This window comes from Paenibacillus harenae, from assembly GCF_030812415.1.
GTDB lineage: Bacteria > Bacillota > Bacilli > Paenibacillales > Paenibacillaceae > Pristimantibacillus > Pristimantibacillus harenae_A.
Window position 1 is genome coordinate 1,026,263 of the sequence record NZ_JAUSST010000002.1, and the last position, 19,610, is coordinate 1,045,872.

20 protein-coding genes are annotated in these 19,610 nt (G+C 52.0%); 16 read left to right on the forward strand and 4 right to left on the reverse strand.

The annotated features are described in order from the left end of the window. Positions 1 to 62: 62 nt before the first annotated feature. The 3 genes from J2T14_RS09595 to J2T14_RS09605 are packed head-to-tail and all read left to right on the forward strand — an operon-like array spanning position 63 to position 2,967. The gene (locus tag J2T14_RS09595) at positions 63 to 1,211 is read left to right on the forward strand and encodes a DUF3900 domain-containing protein (protein ID WP_307470205.1); all 1,149 of its coding nucleotides are present in this window, start codon (positions 63 to 65) and stop codon (positions 1,209 to 1,211) included. A gap of 53 nt (positions 1,212 to 1,264) precedes the next feature. Further along, the gene (locus J2T14_RS09600; RefSeq protein WP_307210471.1) at positions 1,265 to 1,624 is read left to right on the forward strand and encodes a Lin0512 family protein; all 360 of its coding nucleotides are present in this window, start codon (positions 1,265 to 1,267) and stop codon (positions 1,622 to 1,624) included. Positions 1,625 to 1,653: 29 nt separating this feature from the next. Beyond that, entirely contained in the window at positions 1,654 to 2,967 is a 1,314-nt protein-coding gene (locus tag J2T14_RS09605; protein ID WP_307210474.1) for a hemolysin family protein, read from the forward strand. Between the two features lie 79 nt (positions 2,968 to 3,046). On the opposite strand, the gene J2T14_RS09610 is transcribed toward J2T14_RS09605, so the two are convergent. Then, positions 3,047 to 3,340, reverse strand: coding sequence for a DUF3817 domain-containing protein (locus tag J2T14_RS09610; protein ID WP_307470421.1), 294 nt, complete (start codon positions 3,338 to 3,340; stop codon positions 3,047 to 3,049). A 255-nt stretch (positions 3,341 to 3,595) separates the two neighbouring features. Between J2T14_RS09610 and J2T14_RS09615 the strand changes: the two genes are divergently transcribed. Further along, entirely contained in the window at positions 3,596 to 4,189 is a 594-nt protein-coding gene (locus J2T14_RS09615; RefSeq protein ID WP_307470206.1) for a hypothetical protein, read from the forward strand. Here the strand turns inward: J2T14_RS09615 and J2T14_RS09620 are convergent. Next, positions 4,158 to 5,570 (reverse strand): hypothetical protein, encoded by a 1,413-nt coding sequence (locus J2T14_RS09620; protein ID WP_307470207.1) that lies wholly within the window; start codon positions 5,568 to 5,570, stop codon positions 4,158 to 4,160. The two genes, J2T14_RS09615 and J2T14_RS09620, sit on opposite strands and share 32 nt — an antisense overlap. A 167-nt stretch (positions 5,571 to 5,737) precedes the next feature. Between J2T14_RS09620 and J2T14_RS09625 the strand changes: the two genes are divergently transcribed. Both J2T14_RS09625 and J2T14_RS09630 read left to right on the forward strand, forming a co-directional pair. After that, a complete protein-coding gene (locus J2T14_RS09625; RefSeq protein ID WP_307470208.1) occupies positions 5,738 to 6,181 on the forward strand; it encodes a DUF6376 family protein in 444 nt (147 codons plus the stop codon). Positions 6,182 to 6,215: 34 nt separating this feature from the next. After that, complete coding sequence (locus tag J2T14_RS09630; RefSeq protein WP_307470209.1) at positions 6,216 to 6,485, forward strand: hypothetical protein; 270 nt, start codon at positions 6,216 to 6,218, stop codon at positions 6,483 to 6,485. Positions 6,486 to 6,559: 74 nt separating this feature from the next. On the opposite strand, the gene J2T14_RS09635 is transcribed toward J2T14_RS09630, so the two are convergent. Beyond that, the gene (locus J2T14_RS09635; RefSeq protein ID WP_307470211.1) at positions 6,560 to 8,011 is read right to left on the reverse strand and encodes a SulP family inorganic anion transporter; all 1,452 of its coding nucleotides are present in this window, start codon (positions 8,009 to 8,011) and stop codon (positions 6,560 to 6,562) included. Between the two features lie 286 nt (positions 8,012 to 8,297). Then, positions 8,298 to 8,924 carry a DedA family protein gene (locus J2T14_RS09640; RefSeq protein WP_307470213.1) on the reverse strand — a complete coding sequence of 209 codons (627 nt, stop codon included), beginning with the start codon at positions 8,922 to 8,924 and terminating at the stop codon, positions 8,298 to 8,300. Between the two features lie 209 nt (positions 8,925 to 9,133). Here J2T14_RS09640 and J2T14_RS09645 point away from each other — a divergent pair, with 209 nt between their 5' ends. The 10 genes from J2T14_RS09645 to pucD all read left to right on the forward strand — a co-directional run bounded on the left by J2T14_RS09645 (position 9,134) and on the right by pucD (position 19,610). Continuing rightward, positions 9,134 to 9,379, forward strand: coding sequence for a hypothetical protein (locus J2T14_RS09645; RefSeq protein ID WP_307470215.1), 246 nt, complete (start codon positions 9,134 to 9,136; stop codon positions 9,377 to 9,379). A gap of 99 nt (positions 9,380 to 9,478) precedes the next feature. Continuing rightward, a complete protein-coding gene (locus tag J2T14_RS09650; protein WP_307470217.1) occupies positions 9,479 to 10,879 on the forward strand; it encodes an MDR family MFS transporter in 1,401 nt (466 codons plus the stop codon). Positions 10,880 to 10,895: 16 nt separating this feature from the next. Continuing rightward, positions 10,896 to 11,846 (forward strand): serine hydrolase domain-containing protein, encoded by a 951-nt coding sequence (locus tag J2T14_RS09655; RefSeq protein ID WP_307470219.1) that lies wholly within the window; start codon positions 10,896 to 10,898, stop codon positions 11,844 to 11,846. A gap of 456 nt (positions 11,847 to 12,302) precedes the next feature. Beyond that, complete coding sequence (locus J2T14_RS09660; RefSeq protein ID WP_307470221.1) at positions 12,303 to 12,758, forward strand: hypothetical protein; 456 nt, start codon at positions 12,303 to 12,305, stop codon at positions 12,756 to 12,758. Positions 12,759 to 12,914: 156 nt separating this feature from the next. Beyond that, the gene (locus J2T14_RS09665; RefSeq protein WP_307470222.1) at positions 12,915 to 13,121 is read left to right on the forward strand and encodes a helix-turn-helix domain-containing protein; all 207 of its coding nucleotides are present in this window, start codon (positions 12,915 to 12,917) and stop codon (positions 13,119 to 13,121) included. Positions 13,122 to 13,136: 15 nt separating this feature from the next. Then, entirely contained in the window at positions 13,137 to 14,462 is a 1,326-nt protein-coding gene (locus J2T14_RS09670; protein ID WP_307470224.1) for a 5'-deoxyadenosine deaminase, read from the forward strand. Between the two features lie 53 nt (positions 14,463 to 14,515). Continuing rightward, a complete protein-coding gene (locus J2T14_RS09675) occupies positions 14,516 to 15,625 on the forward strand; it encodes an XdhC family protein (protein WP_307470226.1) in 1,110 nt (369 codons plus the stop codon). Further along, positions 15,537 to 16,178 carry a nucleotidyltransferase family protein gene (locus J2T14_RS09680; RefSeq protein WP_307470228.1) on the forward strand — a complete coding sequence of 214 codons (642 nt, stop codon included), beginning with the start codon at positions 15,537 to 15,539 and terminating at the stop codon, positions 16,176 to 16,178. Before J2T14_RS09675 ends, J2T14_RS09680 begins: the two co-directional genes overlap by 89 nt. 185 nt (positions 16,179 to 16,363) lie before the next feature. Beyond that, the gene (locus J2T14_RS09685; RefSeq protein WP_307470230.1) at positions 16,364 to 17,332 is read left to right on the forward strand and encodes an FAD binding domain-containing protein; all 969 of its coding nucleotides are present in this window, start codon (positions 16,364 to 16,366) and stop codon (positions 17,330 to 17,332) included. 4 nt (positions 17,333 to 17,336) lie between these two features. Further along, a complete protein-coding gene (gene pucD / locus J2T14_RS09690) occupies positions 17,337 to 19,610 on the forward strand; it encodes a xanthine dehydrogenase subunit D (protein WP_307470231.1) in 2,274 nt (757 codons plus the stop codon).

The window sequence follows — 19,610 nt, forward strand, 5'->3', positions numbered from 1 at the left end:
TTGCAATACGGACGCTAGTTCAGGCCATAGCAAAAATCAAGTAACATGGGGGAGCAGCAGCCGTGGATTTTCATATGCAATATTTATCGTTTTTCGTTATTCATACGGACGGAGAAGAAAGCGCGTCTTCGTCAGGCAAACGGTTCAAGCATTATCAAACGCTGGATGAGGATGGCTATGAGGATAGCGAGATTAAGAAGTTTCTGGACGAAGAATTCGCGAGGGTCGTAAAGCGCAAGGTCGAGCGCAACCCGAATACGGCGAACGCGCCGACGAAGATCGGCCGATTTGCCGTGGAACCGGGTTATGAGCTGGGCAGCAACCAGAACTACAATTTGTTCCAAAGACTGCGCGATGCGGATACGAAGGAGCGCTTCATCGGCATTGCCGACGAGCTCGTTCGCATTTATATGGATACGAGCGCTGTACGCGGCGGCGCGTTCATTATCGCTCGTTCCAAGCTGAACACTTACTTCGACGAGCCTTTTTTATTTTTGCTCAAATGTGACTTTGAACCGAAGATCGCGCGTATTGCGGACGAGCGCAGCTTAATCTCGCAAGTCGAGATGGCGATCAGCGCGCGCAGCATCAAGTCGATCCAGTACCCGCATATGCCGGAGGAAGGGATGCTGGAGCATTGGGAACTGAAAATTCATCAAGCGTCGCACGCCCGGTACTTCGAGGATTTCTTGAAATATGTCACCTATGAGAAGCCGCTGCCGGAAGTGATGGGCGAGCAGGTCATCGAGATGGTGCAGCAGTATATATCGGACAAATGGCAGGACGACGAGAGCACGGAGCGTCGCGAAGAGGAAAACGCGATCGAAGTTTGGGCGGCGAGCGAGAAGCGAGACATTCAGGAATGGTGGCCGCAGGAGCAGGTTGCCGTGGCATCGGCGGCGCTGGTCGAGCAGAAGCCGGACTTGCCGTTCTCGTTCAAGCTGGATAGCATGACGGTGAAGGGCTTGCTCGCGGACTTCGGCGATTCGCTTCATATCGCAAAGCATAACGGGCGTTATGTAGTCGTTATCGAAGGGGATATGTTCCAGTTCGATAAGGGGATGTCGCCGGTTGAGCTGTTGCAGCCGCCGGATCTGACCGATGTACTGCCTTTAATCGGCAGGAAGCAGCCTGCGGCAGATACGGATCGTGCAGGGAACAGCTATAAAGATAGCAATGGCAATATTAATGATGTTGATACGCCGTGGTAATGGAATCGAAGCTCGCATGTATCTATTTTACAAATAAAGGAGAGGCTGTATAAGTGGATAAGTTATTTTTCATAGAAATTGGCATGGGTTGCGATCTTCACGGTCAAAATATTACCAAAGCATCGGTACGCGCCGTACAAAACGCGATTCACCATAACTCGATGCCCGGTCTGCGATCTGTGTTGCCTGGCGGCACGCTCGACAACATGAAGGTGCATGTGAAGCTAGCCGTCCCTTGCGACCGCGAGCTGCTCGACGTCGAGCAAGTGAAGGCCGCACTGCCATACGGTCAAGTAACCGTCGAAATCATCGATGGCGGCATGGTAACGACCAGCGGAGTCGTTCTGCCGGACAAAGACGACAAAAACGATCTGATCTATGTCGTGAACGCGTCGGTGGAGGTCGGTTACTAACCTCATTAACATAGCAAAGGAAGAAGACGATGGTTTTAAAGCTTCTAATATTTGCGCTGCTGCTTTTGTTTACCGCTTTTTTCGTCGCAACGGAATTTTCCATCATTCGAATGCGATCAAGCCGAGTCAGCCAGATGGTTTCCGAGGGATTGAAAAATGCAAGGGCGGTTGAAAAAGTCATCTTGAAGCTGGACGGCTACTTATCCGCTTGTCAACTCGGGATTACGATCACGGCGCTCGGTCTCGGCTGGTTAGGAGAGCCGACCGTTGAACAAATATTGCATCCTTTATTCTATCGTCTTGAGCTCGGAGAAGAGGTTAGCTCGGTTCTCTCTTTCCTTATTTCCTTCGTGCTCGTAACCTACTTGCATGTCGTGCTTGGCGAGCTTGCTCCGAAGACGCTGGCCATTATAATGTCTGAGCGAATCAGCCAGTTGACTGCGCCGCTCATTATCATCTTCTACAAGGTGATGTATCCGTTCATCTGGGTGCTTAACGGATCGGCGAACGGCCTCGTGAGGCTGCTAGGCTTCAAGCCGACGAAGGAGCATGAGGCGCATTCCGAGGAAGAGATCCGTATCATTCTTTCGGAGAGCTACGAGAGCGGCAAAATCAACAAAAGCGAGTACGGCTACGTGAATCGGATATTCCAATTCGACGAGAGGCTCGCGCGTGAAATTATGGTGCCTCGAACGGATATGGTATGTTTGTTCGCCGAGCATTCCCATCAGGAGAATTTGGCTGTCATTAAGAAGGAGCAATATACACGGTTTCCGTATGCGAGCGGGAGCAAGGACAATATTATCGGCATCGTCAACACAAAGCAGTTTTTCCTGCGTTACGAAAGCGACCGCGAATTGGACGTGAAGACGCTGCTGCAGCCGGTTATGTCCGTGCCCGATGTGATGCCGATCAACAAGCTTCTGCGCAGAATGCAGCTGGAGCGCGTACATATTGCCATTTTGCTCGATGAATACGGGGGCACTTCGGGTCTCATTACCATCGAAGACATCTTAGAGGAGATTGTCGGCGAGATTCGCGACGAATTCGACGCGGATGAAGTGAAGGAGATCGAGATGCTGAACGAGCATCGTTATATGGTGGACGGCAAAGCGCTGATCGTTGAGTTCAACGATACGGCGGGCACCGATCTGGATAGCGAGGAAGTGGACTCGATAGGAGGATGGTTATTCAATCGGAAGCCCGATCTGCCTGTCGGGGAGTCATGGAGCTATCATAATATGATCTTCACCATCAGGGAGCGGGACGATAACCGGATTCGCAAAATCGAGATCGAGATCGCCATGAATGAATCGGATGCCGAAGCATTCGGACATGCGTAGGGGATAAGCGCCAAAACATAAACAAGAGCCGTATGTTTCATCGGTGGATGATACAGGCGGCTCTTGTTTATGTTTGATCTTAAGGATGATTGCGAAGCAGCTTGGCGTCGGAAACGAACGTGCCGAAGGGAACGAAAGCGGCAATGAATGCGGCCAAGACCTTCAGAAACGACCAGCGATGCTTGATCCAGACGTGAAGAAGAGCGAATCCGTACAGAGTGAACAATAAGCCATGCAAGCCGCCGACGATGGTAACCATCTGCGGCAGTTCGGCCCAATATTTGAGCGGCATCGCGATAAGCAGCAACACCAGGAACGAAATCCCCTCATAAAATCCTACAATTCTCAATCGGCCGATAGCGGTTTTGAACAGAGTAAACACCTCCTGGCATTTTTTTGTGCGAAACCGATTTTCCTCTTATGTCGAGGCTGAAATCCGCTCCAAAGTATTTCTACGGTTTCGGAGGCAGCTTGTTTCATCGATTTTTGATCGTTTATTCATCTTTTGCGGTTCCGAACCGTCATTATTGCCGAGAAATAGGAGCATCTGAAACTAATTTCCAACGTGGCGCGTTATATAGGAATTAGAGATGTTTTTAGAAATGCAGCAGACGATGGGGGAATAGAGATGAAGAGAATGAAATGGATCTGGCTGCTCGCAGTCATAATGCTTGTATCCGGAGGGTTGTTGTCTGCTCCTCAGATGATGTATGCGTGCTCTTGCGTGGCAAATGGGACAGTGATGGATGAGAGTGCCCGCAGCGACGCCGTATTCGAAGGAACGGTTGTATCGATGAAGTCATCCGGAATTTCGTTGTTCCAATCGTCGGCGGATGCGGTCAAAACAACCTTTCATGTCAATGAGGTATGGAAAGGACTTGTAACATCCGATATTGCGGTTATTTCGGCTCGCAGCGGCGAAAGCTGCGGCTTCGAATTCAAGAGCGGGCAGCGTTACTTGGTGTATGCCCGCGAGACGGGAAAATCGCTGGAGGTGAGCCTGTGCAGCAGAACAACGCCGTATAGCGATGCGGGGGAAGACATAGCCGCGCTTGGCAAAGGCTCTATTCCGCCAGCGCCAACGTCAGGAATGAACAATCAAGAAAGCAGCAGCTATATGATTACGCTCATGCTGCTGCTGCTTCTTATTGGAGCCGTATCCTTCCTATACGCGAGGAAGAGAAAACGTCTTAAATCAAGAACATCGCAACGATCGTCGTAACGGCAAGCCCGATCAGTACCGGCTTCAAGTTGCGGCGAGCGAGTTCGAACGGGCTCACGCCGCAGATGGCCGCTGCCGGTATAAGGGCCCAAGGGATAATCGTGCCGCCGCCGACCCATATGGCGGCGACTTGACCAAGAGCGGTCAACGTTGCCAGGCCGGAACCAATGGCGTGACCGAATAGCTGGGCGATAGAGCCGGCGAGCGATATGCCGGAGAATCCAGATCCGTCCAGACCGGTTATTGCGCCAACGACAGTCAGCGTTACGGAGCCGATGACGCCGTTGACAGGCACGGTATGCGCAAGCGCCAGGCCAAGGTCATTGACAATTCCGTGAGAGCCGTCAGGGAGCTTCTCTCCGAACAAGGACAGGAAGCCCGAATCGCCGAGGTAGAAGAAGGCCGCGATCGGAATAACGGGCCCGAACACTTTGAAGCCGAACAGAAAGCCTTCAATTAAATAACTTGTCGTCTTCTCGAGTCCTTCCCCCCTATGCGACAGCATCGTAATGAGCAGCATGATAAGGATCGACGTACCGCCGATTAGCGCAGTAGCTTCTCCGCCTTGAAGATCAAGCATGAACATCGCGATTACGTCAACGGCAAACAAGACAGGGATGAGGACGGCTAGAAATTGTTTCGTGCCGAGCGACAGGCTTGCGGCCCCTTCGGCCAGGTCTTTGCTATCGGCCCGAATTTCATCGGGGGTAGCGGCAACAAGTCCGTCATTCCACTTGCCGAGCCGCTGATCGCGTCGCATCATCCAATAAGCGGATACCGTTGTAACGACACCCATGACGATGACGAGCGGTATGCTTGCTTGCATCACTTCGCTGACCGGCAGTCCTGCGGCGTCGGCTGTCAGCTTCGGAGCGCCTTGAATAATATAGTCGCCGGAGAGTGCGATACCGTGACCGAACAAGTTCATCGCAACAGCTGCCCCGAGCGCCGGCAGTCCGACGCGAATCGCGACCGGCAGGAGAACCGCTCCGACGAGCGCAACGGCAGGGGATGGCCAGAAAAACCACGACGTTACCATCATAATGATGCCGATTCCCCAGAAAGCAAGCGCCGGCGACTTCATGAACCAAGTGAACGGCGATATCATAATCTCATTTATTCCGGTACGTATAAGCACGCGGCTCATGGCAACGATGATGGATATAATGAGTATTGTGCCTATTAATTCTTTGATGGCAAAAATAAAGCTATCGAAGATACCGCTTACCGAGCCGCTTAACGACGTGGTCGCAAGCAAACCGATGCCGAGTATGCCCGCGATACAGATTAACGTCGTATCGCGCCTCATTAGCATGAATCCAATAATGGCGACTATGAAGCCGAGATAAACCCAGTGCAGCGCCGTTAATTGAATAACCATCCAAACCACCCTCTCATGGGATACACGAAACCGTGCTGTGCCGGAATCGTATTGTAATGTATGCAAAGGGCTGGATAGGCGTTCGCCATGAATCTTCTATTCGGTTGCAAGCAGATTAGAGGCTATGCTATTCTACTTAAGCATGGTGATAAAGGAGAGGTTTGCCAATGATGAGAAGAAGCTTAACGCTGATTGTAGTCGCAGCAATGGTATTCGCCGCTGGCTGCGGCATTATCGAGGAAGCAACCCAAACCGTCAATTTCGCTGCGGAGACAACGAACTATTTGCAGACGATTACGAACTTCGGACAAAACATGCAGACGATGGCTGAGCAAGCGCTGACCGATTTGAACGCGAGAACCGAGCTTAAGGAGCAGCTGCTGGCGCTTCAGGAGCAGATCAAAGATTACGGGGCGCTGACCGTTCCGGATTACGCGAAGGATCTGCATCAGTCGATTACCGAATATAATGCCCAATTGAATCTGAGCATCGATACGGCGCTGACGAATATCGAGCAAGGCCGAGCGGCGTTCGACGCGACTGGAATTCCGGATACGATCAATAAGATCAATGAACTGCTCAATCAATTAAATCAACTGACACCGCAATAATCGCTGTTAGAATGCCGAGAGGAAGAGACTTGCAATGCAAATTACGATTTTGAACGCCGAGATGACGTACTCGAAGGAAGAGGGGTATGTCGGCAAAGTACAGTTTGAGGCAGAAGGGCACACCAATCCATACGAGATCGCTTTGCAGAGCAAACGCGGTACTAGAGATTGGGGCTACGGGTTGTTCTTCCTCCACGAGTCAGGCAAGGAAGAGCAACTGCTGGCCTTGGAGGAGCAGCTCGAAGAAGACGACGAGCTGTTCGATCAGCTTGTAGAGGCAGCGAAGGCAAAGCTGGACAAATAAGCAGAGGGTTACAAAAGAAGCGCGTGCGTTCCTGCATCCATAAAGGATGTTAGAATGTACGCGCCTTTATTTTGTCAATGGCCGCCCGATGAGGTTAAGCCCGTCTTATGAACGATCGTCTTGCTCTCTTCGTTAAGTCCGATGAACGTTACGTGTTTGTCCAGCAGCTCGTACTTTGCTTTCACCTTCGCCATTGCCGTTACAGCCGACTGATCCCATACATGCGAGCCGCTGAAATCAAGCACGATTGTTTGCGGGTCATTCGTATAATCGAACAGATTCACAAAGCTGGTCGTCGTTCCGAAAAACAACTGTCCGCGAAGCGTATACGTCTTGACGTTTGCCGCATCGACTTTGACAGATGTCTTGATCTTGGCAATCTTCCACGCGAAGAACAAGGCGCTGAGCACGACGCCGGCCATGACGCCCTTGGACAAATCATGCGTCACCAGCACGATGGCTACCGTTACAATCATCGTGAACGCATCGGTGCGCGGAGCCCGATGAATATGAAGCACCGACTTCCAGTCAAACGTGCTGATCGCGACCATGACCATGACGCCAACAAGCGCAGCCATCGGGATCGCACGCACCATATCGCTAAGCACGAGAATGAGGAATAGCAGGAAAGCGCCGGAAACAAGCGTGGATAACCGCGTTCGGCCGCCGGACTTCATATTGATGACCGATTGCCCGATTAATGCGCAGCCTGCCATGCCGCCGAAGAAGCCGGTGACGATATTCGCCACGCCTTGGCCTCTTACTTCTCTGTTCTTATTGCTCGCCGTATCGGTTATCTCATCGATAACCGATGCCGTAAGCAACGATTCCAGAATGCCTACGATTGCCAGCGAGAACGAATAAGGGAATAAGATGGCTAACGTATCGAAGGAAAGAGCAAGATCGGGCAAATGGAAGAAAGGCAGGACGCTTTCGATTTTGCCCATATCGCCTACGGTCTTAAGATCCGCGCCAATCGCAATCGCGAGAAGCGATACAATAATAATCGCCGCAAGCGGCGACGGGATGGCTTTCGTAAATTTCGGCAAAATATAAATAATGAGCAACGTTAAGCCAACGAGCGCATACATGATCCAGCTTGCGCCTTTAAAGTGAACGAGCTGCGTCGTAAAGATAAGAATGCCGAGCGCATTCACGAAACCAAGCATGACGGAGTGAGGAACGAATTGAATGAAGCGTCCTAGTTTTAGCGCACCCATTATAAACTGCAGAATACCAGCCAAAATGGTCGCCGCGAACATATACTCAATGCCGTGCTTATCGACGAGGCTTACCATAATCAGCGCCATAGCGCCTGTCGCTGCCGAAATCATGCCGGGTCTGCCGCCCGCGAAAGCGGTAATGACGGCGATGCAGAACGATGCATAGATGCCGACCATCGGATCGACGCCGACCATTAGCGAGAAGGCGATCGATTCAGGGATGAGCGCAAGAGCTACTGTAATGCCGGATAAAATATCGTTGCGGGTGTTGGAAAACCAGTTTTGTTTCAGATTGTAACGCAAAGCAAATAAACCTCCTTGGGAAATTGAGATGGGAAGAGCTTGTGTGCAGATATTAGAAATGACTTTCCACTCTCAGAAAAGTCGGGGCCGATGTTCACTAAGGGTCATTATACTTTATCTCATATGTTCAAATCCTTTAAGCCAACCTTTGAATAAGCGCTTACAAGCAGTGAATTCTCTCTCATGCTTCATTTATCTTCTTTACAGGCAATAATGTGTTTGTTCTATATAACAAAAAGGAGAAATGCCGCTAATGCGACACTTCTCCTTGCTTATACCATGCCTATTACATCGTACGTTCCACGTTTTTCTTTGTCGTTCTGCGCTGTTTGGCGATCCGGAATCCAAAGTAAATGATTGCGGCTGCCGCAAGCGCGGCAACGATCCAAATGCCGTATTGATAAATGGCGTTCGCGATATTCTGGACCTGCTCGCCGACAAACGTGCCGATAATAAAATAAATAAGCGTCCAGACGAAAGCCGACGGGTATGCGAATAAGATAAAGCGCTTGAAAGGCATTTTATTAAGTCCCATCACATAAGGCGTTACGTGTCTTAAGAAAGGAAGACAGAGGCTTAAGCTGATCGCATAACCGCCGTACTTGCTGCTTAGCTCTTCCGATCGCTTAACGAACCGATTAATGTTTTTCTTGCTGCTGAACCAGTTCGACAAGCGGCTGCCCGCGAATCTTCCGATGCTATACCCGAAGCTCATCGCGGAGCATATGCCCAGACAAGTCATGATGAAAGCCGGGATCGGAGAGAGAACGCCGGAAGCTACCAGCGCGCCTCCGGTCATGACAACGGCCTCGTTCGGGATCGGCAATCCGATTAATCCAAGGCATAAGACGAGAAACAAAGCCGCATAGCCAACCTGTTCAATTATAGATAATAGCAAGTCGTAGGCACCCATATATACACGCATCCTATCATTCCAAATTATTACATATTAATATTTCATCTACCCGATAGCTTATCATACTCGCTTTATTATGGATACCTATTATACGTTGGTAACGGAGGCAGGATTCAATTTTAACCTTTTCGTAACTAATTCGTTCCTCGGCTAAGCTACAATAGTTGAAGAAGATTTTGGGAATAGGTCGAAAGGCGGCTGCAAGCATGCTTGGTTTTGAACAAAAAGTTGACTATTTACGGCGAAGCGAGGCGCTTGTATATACGATATGCATCAAGCTGCTTGCGGATGAGCTTGCCGCATGCAAGGCGGCGGAGCAGCTTCTGCGAAGCTTGTTCAACGATCGATGCTTCTGGACGGCTTGCGAAGCGGAGCGCGGCGAATATCTCGCGAAGGCAACGAAGGCTGAATGCCTTCGCTTATGGAGAGAAAGCCTTCAGCAAACATCATAATGATGATGATTCATATTTCACCCCGATAACGAACAAAATAGAATATAGTATAGAGTGACGACTCTATTTTCCTATACGGATGGAATGAAAGGGTGAAGCATGCAAGCACAACAAAATCGGAAACAAGTGACGATTGCTTTGTTCGTCGCCACCTTTCTTGCCGCAATCGAAGGGACTATTGTCAGCACCGCAATGCCGAGCATAACGAGCGAGCTTGAAGGGATTAGGCAATATAGCTGGATTATTTCGATTTATTTGCTGGCGACGGTTATTACGACGCCGGTCTACGGCAAGTTATCCGATCTCTACGGTCGCAAAAGGATATTTATCGTCGGCGCGCTTATCTTTCTGGCGGGCTCCATGTTATCGGGCGTTGCGCAAACGATGAATCAGTTGATCTGGTTCCGTGCGCTGCAAGGACTCGGCGCTGGCGCGTTAACGACGATCCCTTATACGATTATCGGCGATTTGTACCCCTACGAGAAGCGGGCCAAAGTGCAGGGCTGGATGTCCAGCGTATGGGGCATAGCGGGTATTTCGGGCCCGTTGTTGGGCGGTCTGCTTGTCGATTACGTCTCGTGGCGGGCGATCTTCTATATGAATTTGCCGTTTGGCATCGCAGCGATCTACATGCTGTCGGCAGCTCTGCGCGAATCGTTCGAAAAGAAGAAACGCCATATCGACTACATAGGCATTGCGTTATTCACGATAGGCATGTTCGCCTTCCTCTACGGTATGACGCTTCTGCGCGATAAAGACGTGAACGGCATCTCCAGCCTTGCGATCGGAACGTTGTTCGCGACCGCAGTCGTTTTCCTTGCTTTATTCGTTGCGGCATCGTGGCGATCGGCCGAGCCGATCATTCCGTTCGAATTATTCAAGATCCGCATAATAAGCGTCGCCAACCTGGCGGGTTTTTTAATTTGCGTCGTAAATGTCGTCATTATTTTTTATTTGCCGTTATGGATTCAAGGGGTATATAACAAGCCGGCGACCTATTCGGGATTAGTCATGATTCCGTTGTCCATCGCATGGCCGCTTGGGGCGATATTGGCGGGCAATTGGATTGCGAAGCTAGGCGTACGCCTCATTACGGTGACGGGCGCTTGCTTGCTGCTCATAAGCGGAATCGGTCTTGCGCTGATGGACCCGCAGACGCCGTTCGCACTGTTCATCGTCTACACGCTGCTGTCGGGATTGTCATTCGGCTTAACGCTGACCTCGCTTACGGTAACGGTATCGTCCGCCGTCGGCTGGGAGCAGCGCGGCTCGGCTGTCGCCAGCAACAACTTCATTCGGACGCTCGGCCAGACGATCGGCATAACGGCGTTCGGAATGATGCTCAATACCGGCAGTACGAATCGTATTGACGCCGAGCTGTTGGAAGCGAGCTTGCATACGATTTTTATTTGGGTGGCGTTATTGTCGGTTGTCATATTGCTTGTCTCGGCAACCTTGCCTAATCGCCGCGCGGCTGAGCAGCAAAGTAGCGCTTCATAGAGGAGAGGAAGGCAGCATGAGCATGATGAAGTTACCAAGCAGGCTGGAATCGATCGAGGAGCAGCTTCGTACTTGGAAAATGAATACGGTCATCGTACTGCAAGGCGGCGAGGTTGCAGCGGAGTGGTACGAACTTGGGGCGGACGCGATGGGCAGCCTTTATTCCTGTACGAAGAGCGTGCTGTCATGCCTGATCGGCATGGCGATCGATGAAGGACGGATTGAAAGCGTAGACCAACCGATCTTCGATTATTTGGACCATCCGGCAGCGCTTCGTTTGGCAGACGAGAGCGAAGCGCCGATACGAATCAAGCATCTGTTATCCATGACACCCGGATTCGAGTGGCCGGACTTCGATAAGCCGTACCGGGCATTGCGTGCGTCAAGCGATCCGATCGGATTCGTACTGGACAGGCCGATTATCTCGCCTCCGGGTCAGGCTTACGCGTACAATTCAGGCGCATCGCATCTGTTGTCCGCCATACTGACGAAGGCAGTAGGTACTCCGGCGCTAGCTTATGCAAGCGAGAAGCTATTTCAACCGCTGCAATTCCGCAAGGCAAGATGGACGAAGCGCGATGGCGTCAATGAAGGCGGTACGGGGCTAAGCTTATACGGCATGGACCTCGCGAAGTTCGGGCAGCTCTACTTAAAGGAGGGTATCTGGCAAGGCGAGAGGCTGCTGTCGACGGAATGGATAAACCTCTCTACCGAGATGCATCATCGCGGCTTGCTGCATTACGAGCCGCCGATCTACGGCGAATACGGCTATCACTGGTGGCGCACGCCGGTTAGTCATAACGGATGCGCCGACTGCTACTTCGCTTTCGGTCATGGCGGGCAATATTTGCTTATCGTACCCGACTATGAACTCGTCATCGTCGTTCGCAAAGCGGTTACGAAACGGAATGACGCCGACCTGTCGCGCCGGCTCATCTTCGAGGAGCTGATGCCTAAATTTAGTTAAATAAAGACTTCGACTCTGGTCGAGGTCTTTTTTCTTGTAATTGACTATTCGATATCAACAAATGCCTTGACCTCGCAGCTTACACTTTGCAATAGGTTGGATTTCTAACTCAACTCTCCCGATCTAACAAAATTGTGTAATGTATGTGTTATATAATGACGGAAAAACGAAAATTAAATCGATCGTTCGTGCATATATTGTATTGCCATAAGGTAATTTCTGATTTAATATGTTAGATAAACTAACATATTAGCTTACGTTTTGCTTGGAATATAGGGAGTCGGGCAGACAATAGGGAGCAGCAATCATTCGAGAGCGGGGTGTGTCGCTTCATATGACCGTCGAGCAAGCTTTGTCGGTATATCCGTTATCGGAAGGGAAGCTGATTGCCGACAGCAAGGGCAAGAACAGAATCATTTCTTCCGTTAATGTCATGGATGCTCCGGATATTACGGATTGGATCAAGGAAGGCGAGATGCTTCGGAGCTGCTGGTTACGCCGATTGAGGAAGGGTTGTATTATCAAGCGGCTGAACGGATCGCTTACCATATGAATTTTAGCTGCAAGGATTATTTTGAGCTATCGGTCCAGAAGGACTTTGGCCTATTAATTAAACGTTACTTATTGAACGGGCTTCATGTCGAGACGTTTGAGGATTATGCGGAGTGTTTCGAAATCGATCTGTTCCGCCCATGGCATCGCTGCGTGCTAACGGATGGCGGGTTGAAGCATAAGGAGCTGCGGATCGAGAAGCAAGAGATGCTGAAGTCGGAATATCTGTGCAATTCAAGCATTCAACGGTTGAAGGGCCTCGATAGCAGCGCGAAGAAACGGGCTAACCAGCTTGCGGAAGCGTTCGAAGAGTGCAAGGAAACGAATCGTTTGTACGATGGGGCGGCGGCCGAGTCTTAAGCTGTGAGACGATGGATCTGGCGCTTATCTTCGAACAGGTAACAAAAGAACGGATGCTTTCTGCAACCGATGGCTTGGTTCGTTATTGAACAAAGATCCGGAATATGCCTCCGAGATGCTGCGCACGCTTGAAGCTATTTGGAAAACGACGGTCAATTGAACGAAACGGCCAAAAAGCTGTTCATTCATCGCAATACAGCTACATACCGTATTGAGAAGCTAAGCGAGCTGCTGGAAGTTGATTTAAAGAAGATGAACGTTTTAATGCGTCTGAAAATTGCGTTTATTTTCCGCCGGATGCTTCTTAACCAGCCGTTCGCGACGAGCAGTGGCGTCAAGGAGACAACGCGCGCGGGAAAGTAATGGGGGGAGATGGCCATGACGACGATTTGGATTCGCAATGCCGTCATTATGACGATGAACGAACAGCATGACATTTTGGAAGGCGATCTTCTGATAGAAGGAAATGCAATCAAGCAAGTAGGGGGCGTCATCGATGCCCCGCATGCGGATCGCATTATCGATGCGGGAGGGAAGGTGCTGCTGCCGGGTTTCGTTCAGACGCATATTCATCTCTGTCAGACGTTGTTCCGCGGTCGCGCGGACGATCTCGCTTTGATCGACTGGCTGAAGGAGAAAATATGGCCGCTTGAAGCGGCGCATAGCGAGGATTCCGTCTATTATTCGGCTATGTTAGGGATCGGCGAACTCATTCGCAGCGGAACGACGACGATTCTCGATATGGAGACGGTACATTATACGGAGTCGGCCTTTCAAGCGATTAAGGAGAGCGGCATACGTGCCGTGTCAGGCAAGGTAATGATGGATCACGGCTCGGAGGTTCCGCTGCCGCTGCAAGAAAATACGGCGAAGTCGCTTCAAGACAGCGTCGATCTGTTGGAGAAGTGGCATGGCGCGGCGGATGGCCGGATACAATATGCTTTCTGCCCGCGATTTGTTGTCTCGTGCACGGAGGAGTTGCTTATTGGCGTTCGCGACCTGTCGGAGAGGTACGGCGTAATGGTGCATACGCATGCTTCAGAGAATCTAGGCGAGATCGAGATGGTTGAGGCAGAGCGCGGGATGCGCAATGTCGTCTATCTGGACCATATCGGTCTGGCGCGCCCTAATCTAGTACTCGCACATAGTATTTGGCTGGATGAAGAGGAGAAACGCATTATTCGCGATCGCGGCGTGAAGGTGACGCATTGCCCGGGCTCGAATCTGAAGCTGGCATCGGGCATTGCGGAAGTTCCGCTGCTCCTCGAGCAGGGGGTTGCCGTTGGGCTTGGCGCGGACGGAGCGCCGTGCAACAACAATCTTGATATGTTCCAGGAAATGCGTCTGACCGCTTATATTCAGAAGGTGAAGCATGGACCGACCGTTATGAATGCTAGAGAGGTGCTGCGGCTGGCGACGGTCGGCGGGGCGCGCGTACTGGGCATGGAGGACCGTATCGGCAGCATTGAAGCCGGCAAGCTGGCCGATATTCAATTGCTGGATCTGGAAGACTTCCATGTCTATCCGTCGTTCGATGCCGATTGGTATTCCCGCGTCGTCTATGCGGCGACGAGAGGGGATGTCGATACGGTCATTATCGACGGTCAAATTGTGATGGAACAGAAGCTGGTGAGGACGATCGATAAATCGACCGTGTTGAAGGAAGCGGACCAGTCTCTTCGCCGTCTAATCGGACGGTTATAACTTATACAAATGATGAAATAAATAGCGGTCCAATGGAATGGGAGGGACGTCATATGGATGTGCATCGGCTATTGCAAGCTATCGTGAAGAGCGATGAGCCATCCGTTCTCGCTACGATTATAGACGTGAATGGACATTCCTATCGCAAGCCAGGCGCATGCATGCTGTTCAAGCTTGACGGCGAGCAGATCGGGACCGTTAGTCCGGGATGTCTGGAGCAGGATTTGCTTGAGCGGACGGAACGGGTGTGGTTGTCCGGCGAAGGACAATACGAAATCGCTCAATATAACATGAAGCCGGAAGAGGACGCGATATGGGGCGAATCGCTCGGTTGCGGAGGAGAGATAAGAGTGCTGCTCGAGCCGGTCAAGGGGACGCTTCGAGAGCGGCTTATAGAAGCTGCGGCTATTGTTAGCGTCGGACGAAGCGTAACGATGGAGCGGCGATTGATTGATTCGGATATCACTTACCGGTTGCGCGAACGGGTGAACGATACGGCCGAGCAGATACGTCTTACGGAGATCGATAACGTGCCTGACCGATTGCTCTTCACCATTCGGCCGCGTCCGAGGCTAGTTCTGTTCGGAGTAGGCAACGATTCGGAGGCTATCTATTCGATTGCGAGAAATGCCGGCTTCCAGCTTGTCATGGCAGATTGGCGGACCGGCATCTGCTCGCAGGAACGATTTCCTGAAGCGCAATGCGTTATCGGCTCTCCTTCGGAGATTGCCGAGCAATTGGAGCTGAACGGAAGCGATTATTTGATTATTTGCAGCCATCAGCTGCAGCAAGATAAAGAACTATTAGGAATTGCTCTGCCGCTAGGATTAGCTTATATCGGCATTATGGGTTCGAAGAAGAGGATTCGCATGCTCTTCGAGACCTTTCTAATGCCGTCGAACGTCAGAGCGCCGATCGGTTTATCGATCGGCGCTGACGGTCCATATGAAATTGCGGTTAGCGTCGTGGCGGAGCTCATTGCCGTCCGAGCAGGACGCAGCGAACGCGCTCGGGGAGGGGCGAAATCGGATGGGCATTTCGGCCATTTATTTGGCAGCTGGCCTCAGCAGGCGGATGGGTCGGCGCAAGCAGGAATTGGTGCTGATGCCGGGGATAGCGCTCGGCAGAATGGCGCTTCATGCGCTTCTGCAATGCAGCGTTGAGGAAGCGGTCATTGTCGTACATCCAAGCGATCCCTTGAACTGGGCGCCCGAAGAAGAGCTATCTATGCGAAGTCAGCATTTCCGTCATAAAGGAGCTCCCTCGATACGGATGATACGCTGCGAGAGGGCGGATGAAGGGATGGCATATTCGCTCCGTAAAGGGCTTACGGCGCTGCTGAGCGGTCGATCGGATGCGAAGCTGGTGCCGGATGCGATCCTTGTTCTGCTAGCGGACCAGCCATTCGTTGACCGGAAGCATATTGAGCGCCTTCTGAGTCGGTTCCGCGAACAACCACATCTTGATTATGTGGCAAGCGTCCCGGGTGATGCGGAAGACTTTCCGCTAACGCTAATGCCGCCTGCTATATTGTCACGGACGATGTACGAGGCTATTGAAGAATTGGAGGGCGATGAGGGAGCGCGCAAGTTGTTTGCCAACGCTCGCTTCCATGGCGAATTCGTCTCGGCTGTGTCTGACGAAGTATTGCTAGATGTGGACAATCAGGTAGATTTAGAGCTTGCGATCGAGTTATGCAAGTCTATTCGACCATGAAGATGCAATATTAATGTTATATAATATCATGTTTTGAACGTCCGGCACAGAATACGGCATAACGGAGACGCTCGTAAAGTCGATAACGCTATTGCTTTACGGTCTCGGCCCGTCCGTTCGCTTAAGTTACTAGGCGCGCCTTATATAAGGGAACAACGATTTTAGCAGAGCAGGAGGGGAACAGCATGGGGACTAACGCACACGAACAGGAGACCATACAGTCTCCTCTTGTATGGCATCCGCAATCTGCGGCGGATGCATGGCAATTGAAACAAAACTTCGGCGCGGATGCCGTCTATGCGGCAGGCGGGACGCTGCTGCGCACGCAATGGGAATCGGGTCTGGCCAAGATGCCTGCCCATCTGATCGATGTTAGCCGAATTAACGGTCAAGAAGAGCCGATTCGGGAGCATGAATCGGGTATGACGATCGATGCTGCGACTTCGCTTGCAGCTTGCCGCAGCGATGCGCTGATCGCACGGAAACTTCCGCTGTTGGCGGAGGCGGTCAAGCAAATCGCCGCGCCGTCAGTACGGCAGCTTGCTACGCTAGGCGGCAATGTTAGCTCTTTAGTCGGCGATTCGTTGCCTGCGCTGCTCGTCTACGATGCGCAGTTGCATTTGTTCGGCGGGGCAGGGGAGCATTGGGAGGAGTTGTCCGATTGGCTGGCTGCAACGGAACAAGCGTTGTTGTCATCGCAGCCCGCGAGTCGACTTCTGATTGGCATTACGATTCCGATGCCGGAAGGCACAACTGATTCGCATGCCGTAGCACCCGCGCAGGAAGAATTGGTTTCGAAAACGAAGCGCTTCGGCGCTTACTATAAAGTCGGACGCCGCGAGGCGTTCACGCCGTCCGTCGTAGCGGCGGCGGTGGTCGGCTCCATTAACTCCTCGGGCGTTCTGGAGCATATGAAGCTTGCGGTTGGCGGCGGTCAGACGATACCTCGCCGCCTGAAGGAGCTTGAAGCGGCGTTCGCAGGCTCGGAGCTTCATGCAGCTACGCTGCAGCGAATTTATGATGGGGTGCTTGATGTCTATGAGCCGAGAGGGGATCTATTCGCCTCTGCGGACTACCGCAAATCAACAGCCGCTAATTTAATCGTTACGGAGCTGTGGAAATCAGCGGCAGAAGCCGTTACGGGAGGGTGGTGAGGATATGCTGTTAAACCGCGAAGGAAGCGGAAGCCGCTGGCGCATTAGGCCGGACGGCCCCTCTAAAGTAACCGGACAATTATCGTATTTGACGGATATGACGGCAGAAGGCATGCTGTATGGCTTAGTGCTTCGCAGCGAGCATCCCCATGCCCGCATCTTATCGATCGATACCGACGCGGCGAAGCAGGCATCAGGCGTGCGTGCCGTGCTTACTTACTTGGATGTGCCCGGTCTAAACGCATTCGGCATTGCGCATCCCGATCAACCGGTGTTGTGCGAGGATCGCGTTCGATACGTCGGAGACGCCGTAGCGACTGTAGCCGCAGAAACATTAGAAGAAGCGGAATACGCGCTTATGCTTATTAAAGTAGAATACGAGCCGCTGCCCGTATTGGACGATGCCGAAGCTGCGCTTGCGCCAGAGGCGGTTAAGCTTCACGAGAAAGGTAATCTGCTGCATCACGCCGGTTATAGCAAAGGAGACCTGGCGGAAGGCTTCGCCGGGTGCGTTCATGTTGTCGAGGAGACATACTACACGCCGAGGCAAATGCACACTTATATGGAAACAGAGGGCGGCTTGTTCGTGCCCGGCGAGGATGGTCGGTTGACCGTATATGCCCCAACTCAGCACGGCTTTATGGATCGAATGCAGCTGTCCCGCATTCTGGATTTGCCGCAACAACAAATCCGAATCGTATCGAGTCCGATCGGCGGCTCGTTCGGTGGCAAGGATGAACTGAACGTTCAGCCTTACGGTGCATTGCTAGCGCTTCGAACGGGTTTGCCGGTCAAGTTCCACAATTCACGCTGGGAATCGGTAAGAGCGGGGCTGAAGCGCCATCCGATGAAAATAACGATGAAGACGGGCACGAATGCCGAAGGAAAGCTTATCGCGCATCAAGTTCGAATTATTGCCGATACGGGGCCGTATTCGACATTAGGAGCAGAGGTTCTTAACTTTGCGGTAGAGCATGTCATAGGCCCTTATGTATATGAGCATTTGGATATAAACGGCTACTCGGCCTTCACCAATAACGGAATGTCGGGAGAGTTTAGAGGTTTCGGCGGCAACCAGGCAATCTTCGCATTGGAAGGTCAGCTGGACCGGCTGGCGGAGCTGCACGGCATGGATTCGTGGTCATTCCGTAAGCTCAATATGAGGCGGACTGGCGATACCGGGCCTTTCAACCAGCCAATCGCGCAGACGGACGGCGCAGAGCAGGTGTGGAGCGTTGTAGCGGGAAGCGAACTGTGGAAGGAAAAGGATAAAGAGCAAACTTCCAATCAGCCGCCCTGGATCAAGACCGGCGTCGGTGCGGCCTTTGTGATGCACGGCGCAGGGCTTGGCGTCGGTATCCCGGATCCGGCGGGAGGAAGGCTTCAACTGGCGAAGGATGGCAAGATCGAGGCAGTGTTCGGCTACGAGGAATTCGGCCAAGGACTGATCGCTTCGCTGGAACTGATGCTGATCGAGCAATTCGGATTCGCGGCATCCGACCTGCGCATCGTTATCGGCGACACGGACATTGTGCCGGATAGCGGTTCAACAACAGCGTCGAGAGCAACGGCAATGATGTGGAAGTCGCTGGAGCGCATGCGCGTTCCGTTCGAGGAGGCGATTATCGCTCGCGCGACTGTGGCTGCAGGATTAGCAGTCGATCAGCTTCAACTCGGCGAAGGCGGAGTGAGGCGCAAGGGCAGTGAAGAGTTAATTATCTCTTATGAACAGCTTGCACAGCTGGAAGGCGAGCCCGTAAAAAGCGAGACGTCGTTTCACTTCCCGACATCGTCTGTCGATCGAATTGGCGCGCACTTCATGTACACGTATTCGGCGGTTGCGGTTAAGATCGAGCTTAATACGTTGACCGGCAGAGTGAATGTCCTGAAACAGCTGCATGCCGTTGCCGCCGGTCCGGTCGTCAATCCGCAAGGCTTCCTTGGACAGATCGAAGGCGGAAGCAGCATGGCGCTTGGCTTCACGCTCACCGAAGATGCGGTCATGGACAAAGGTTATTATATGACCCGCAACCTCGATACGTATCTCGTACCGACGATCGCCGATCAGCGCGGAGACGTGGAGGTCGTTGCCATCGAGCAATTGCCGGAAGGTGATACTTACGGGCCTCGCGGCATCGGTGAAGTAGGTTCAGTTACGCTAGCGCCTGCCATTGCTTCCGCTATCCGCGCCGCATCGGGCAAGTGGGTTACGAAGCTTCCGGTTCAGCCGTCGTTTTTGCAGGAGCAACCGGCATTTTTGCAGAAGGCGGTGGATTAA

Coding starts and splice junctions, on each gene's coding strand:
- J2T14_RS09605 (WP_307210474.1), top strand. CDS start 1,654: ATGGTTTTAAAGCTTCTAATATTTGCGCTGCTGCTTTTGTTTACCGCT.
- J2T14_RS09615 (WP_307470206.1), top strand. CDS start 3,596: ATGAAGAGAATGAAATGGATCTGGCTGCTCGCAGTCATAATGCTTGTA.
- J2T14_RS09620 (WP_307470207.1), bottom strand. CDS start 5,570: ATGGTTATTCAATTAACGGCGCTGCACTGGGTTTATCTCGGCTTCATA.
- J2T14_RS09625 (WP_307470208.1), top strand. CDS start 5,738: ATGATGAGAAGAAGCTTAACGCTGATTGTAGTCGCAGCAATGGTATTC.
- J2T14_RS09630 (WP_307470209.1), top strand. CDS start 6,216: ATGCAAATTACGATTTTGAACGCCGAGATGACGTACTCGAAGGAAGAG.
- J2T14_RS09640 (WP_307470213.1), bottom strand. CDS start 8,924: ATGGGTGCCTACGACTTGCTATTATCTATAATTGAACAGGTTGGCTAT.
- J2T14_RS09645 (WP_307470215.1), top strand. CDS start 9,134: ATGCTTGGTTTTGAACAAAAAGTTGACTATTTACGGCGAAGCGAGGCG.
- J2T14_RS09650 (WP_307470217.1), top strand. CDS start 9,479: ATGCAAGCACAACAAAATCGGAAACAAGTGACGATTGCTTTGTTCGTC.
- J2T14_RS09655 (WP_307470219.1), top strand. CDS start 10,896: ATGAGCATGATGAAGTTACCAAGCAGGCTGGAATCGATCGAGGAGCAG.
- J2T14_RS09670 (WP_307470224.1), top strand. CDS start 13,137: ATGACGACGATTTGGATTCGCAATGCCGTCATTATGACGATGAACGAA.
- J2T14_RS09675 (WP_307470226.1), top strand. CDS start 14,516: ATGGATGTGCATCGGCTATTGCAAGCTATCGTGAAGAGCGATGAGCCA.
- J2T14_RS09680 (WP_307470228.1), top strand. CDS start 15,537: ATGGGTCGGCGCAAGCAGGAATTGGTGCTGATGCCGGGGATAGCGCTC.
- J2T14_RS09685 (WP_307470230.1), top strand. CDS start 16,364: ATGGGGACTAACGCACACGAACAGGAGACCATACAGTCTCCTCTTGTA.
- pucD (WP_307470231.1), top strand. CDS start 17,337: ATGCTGTTAAACCGCGAAGGAAGCGGAAGCCGCTGGCGCATTAGGCCG.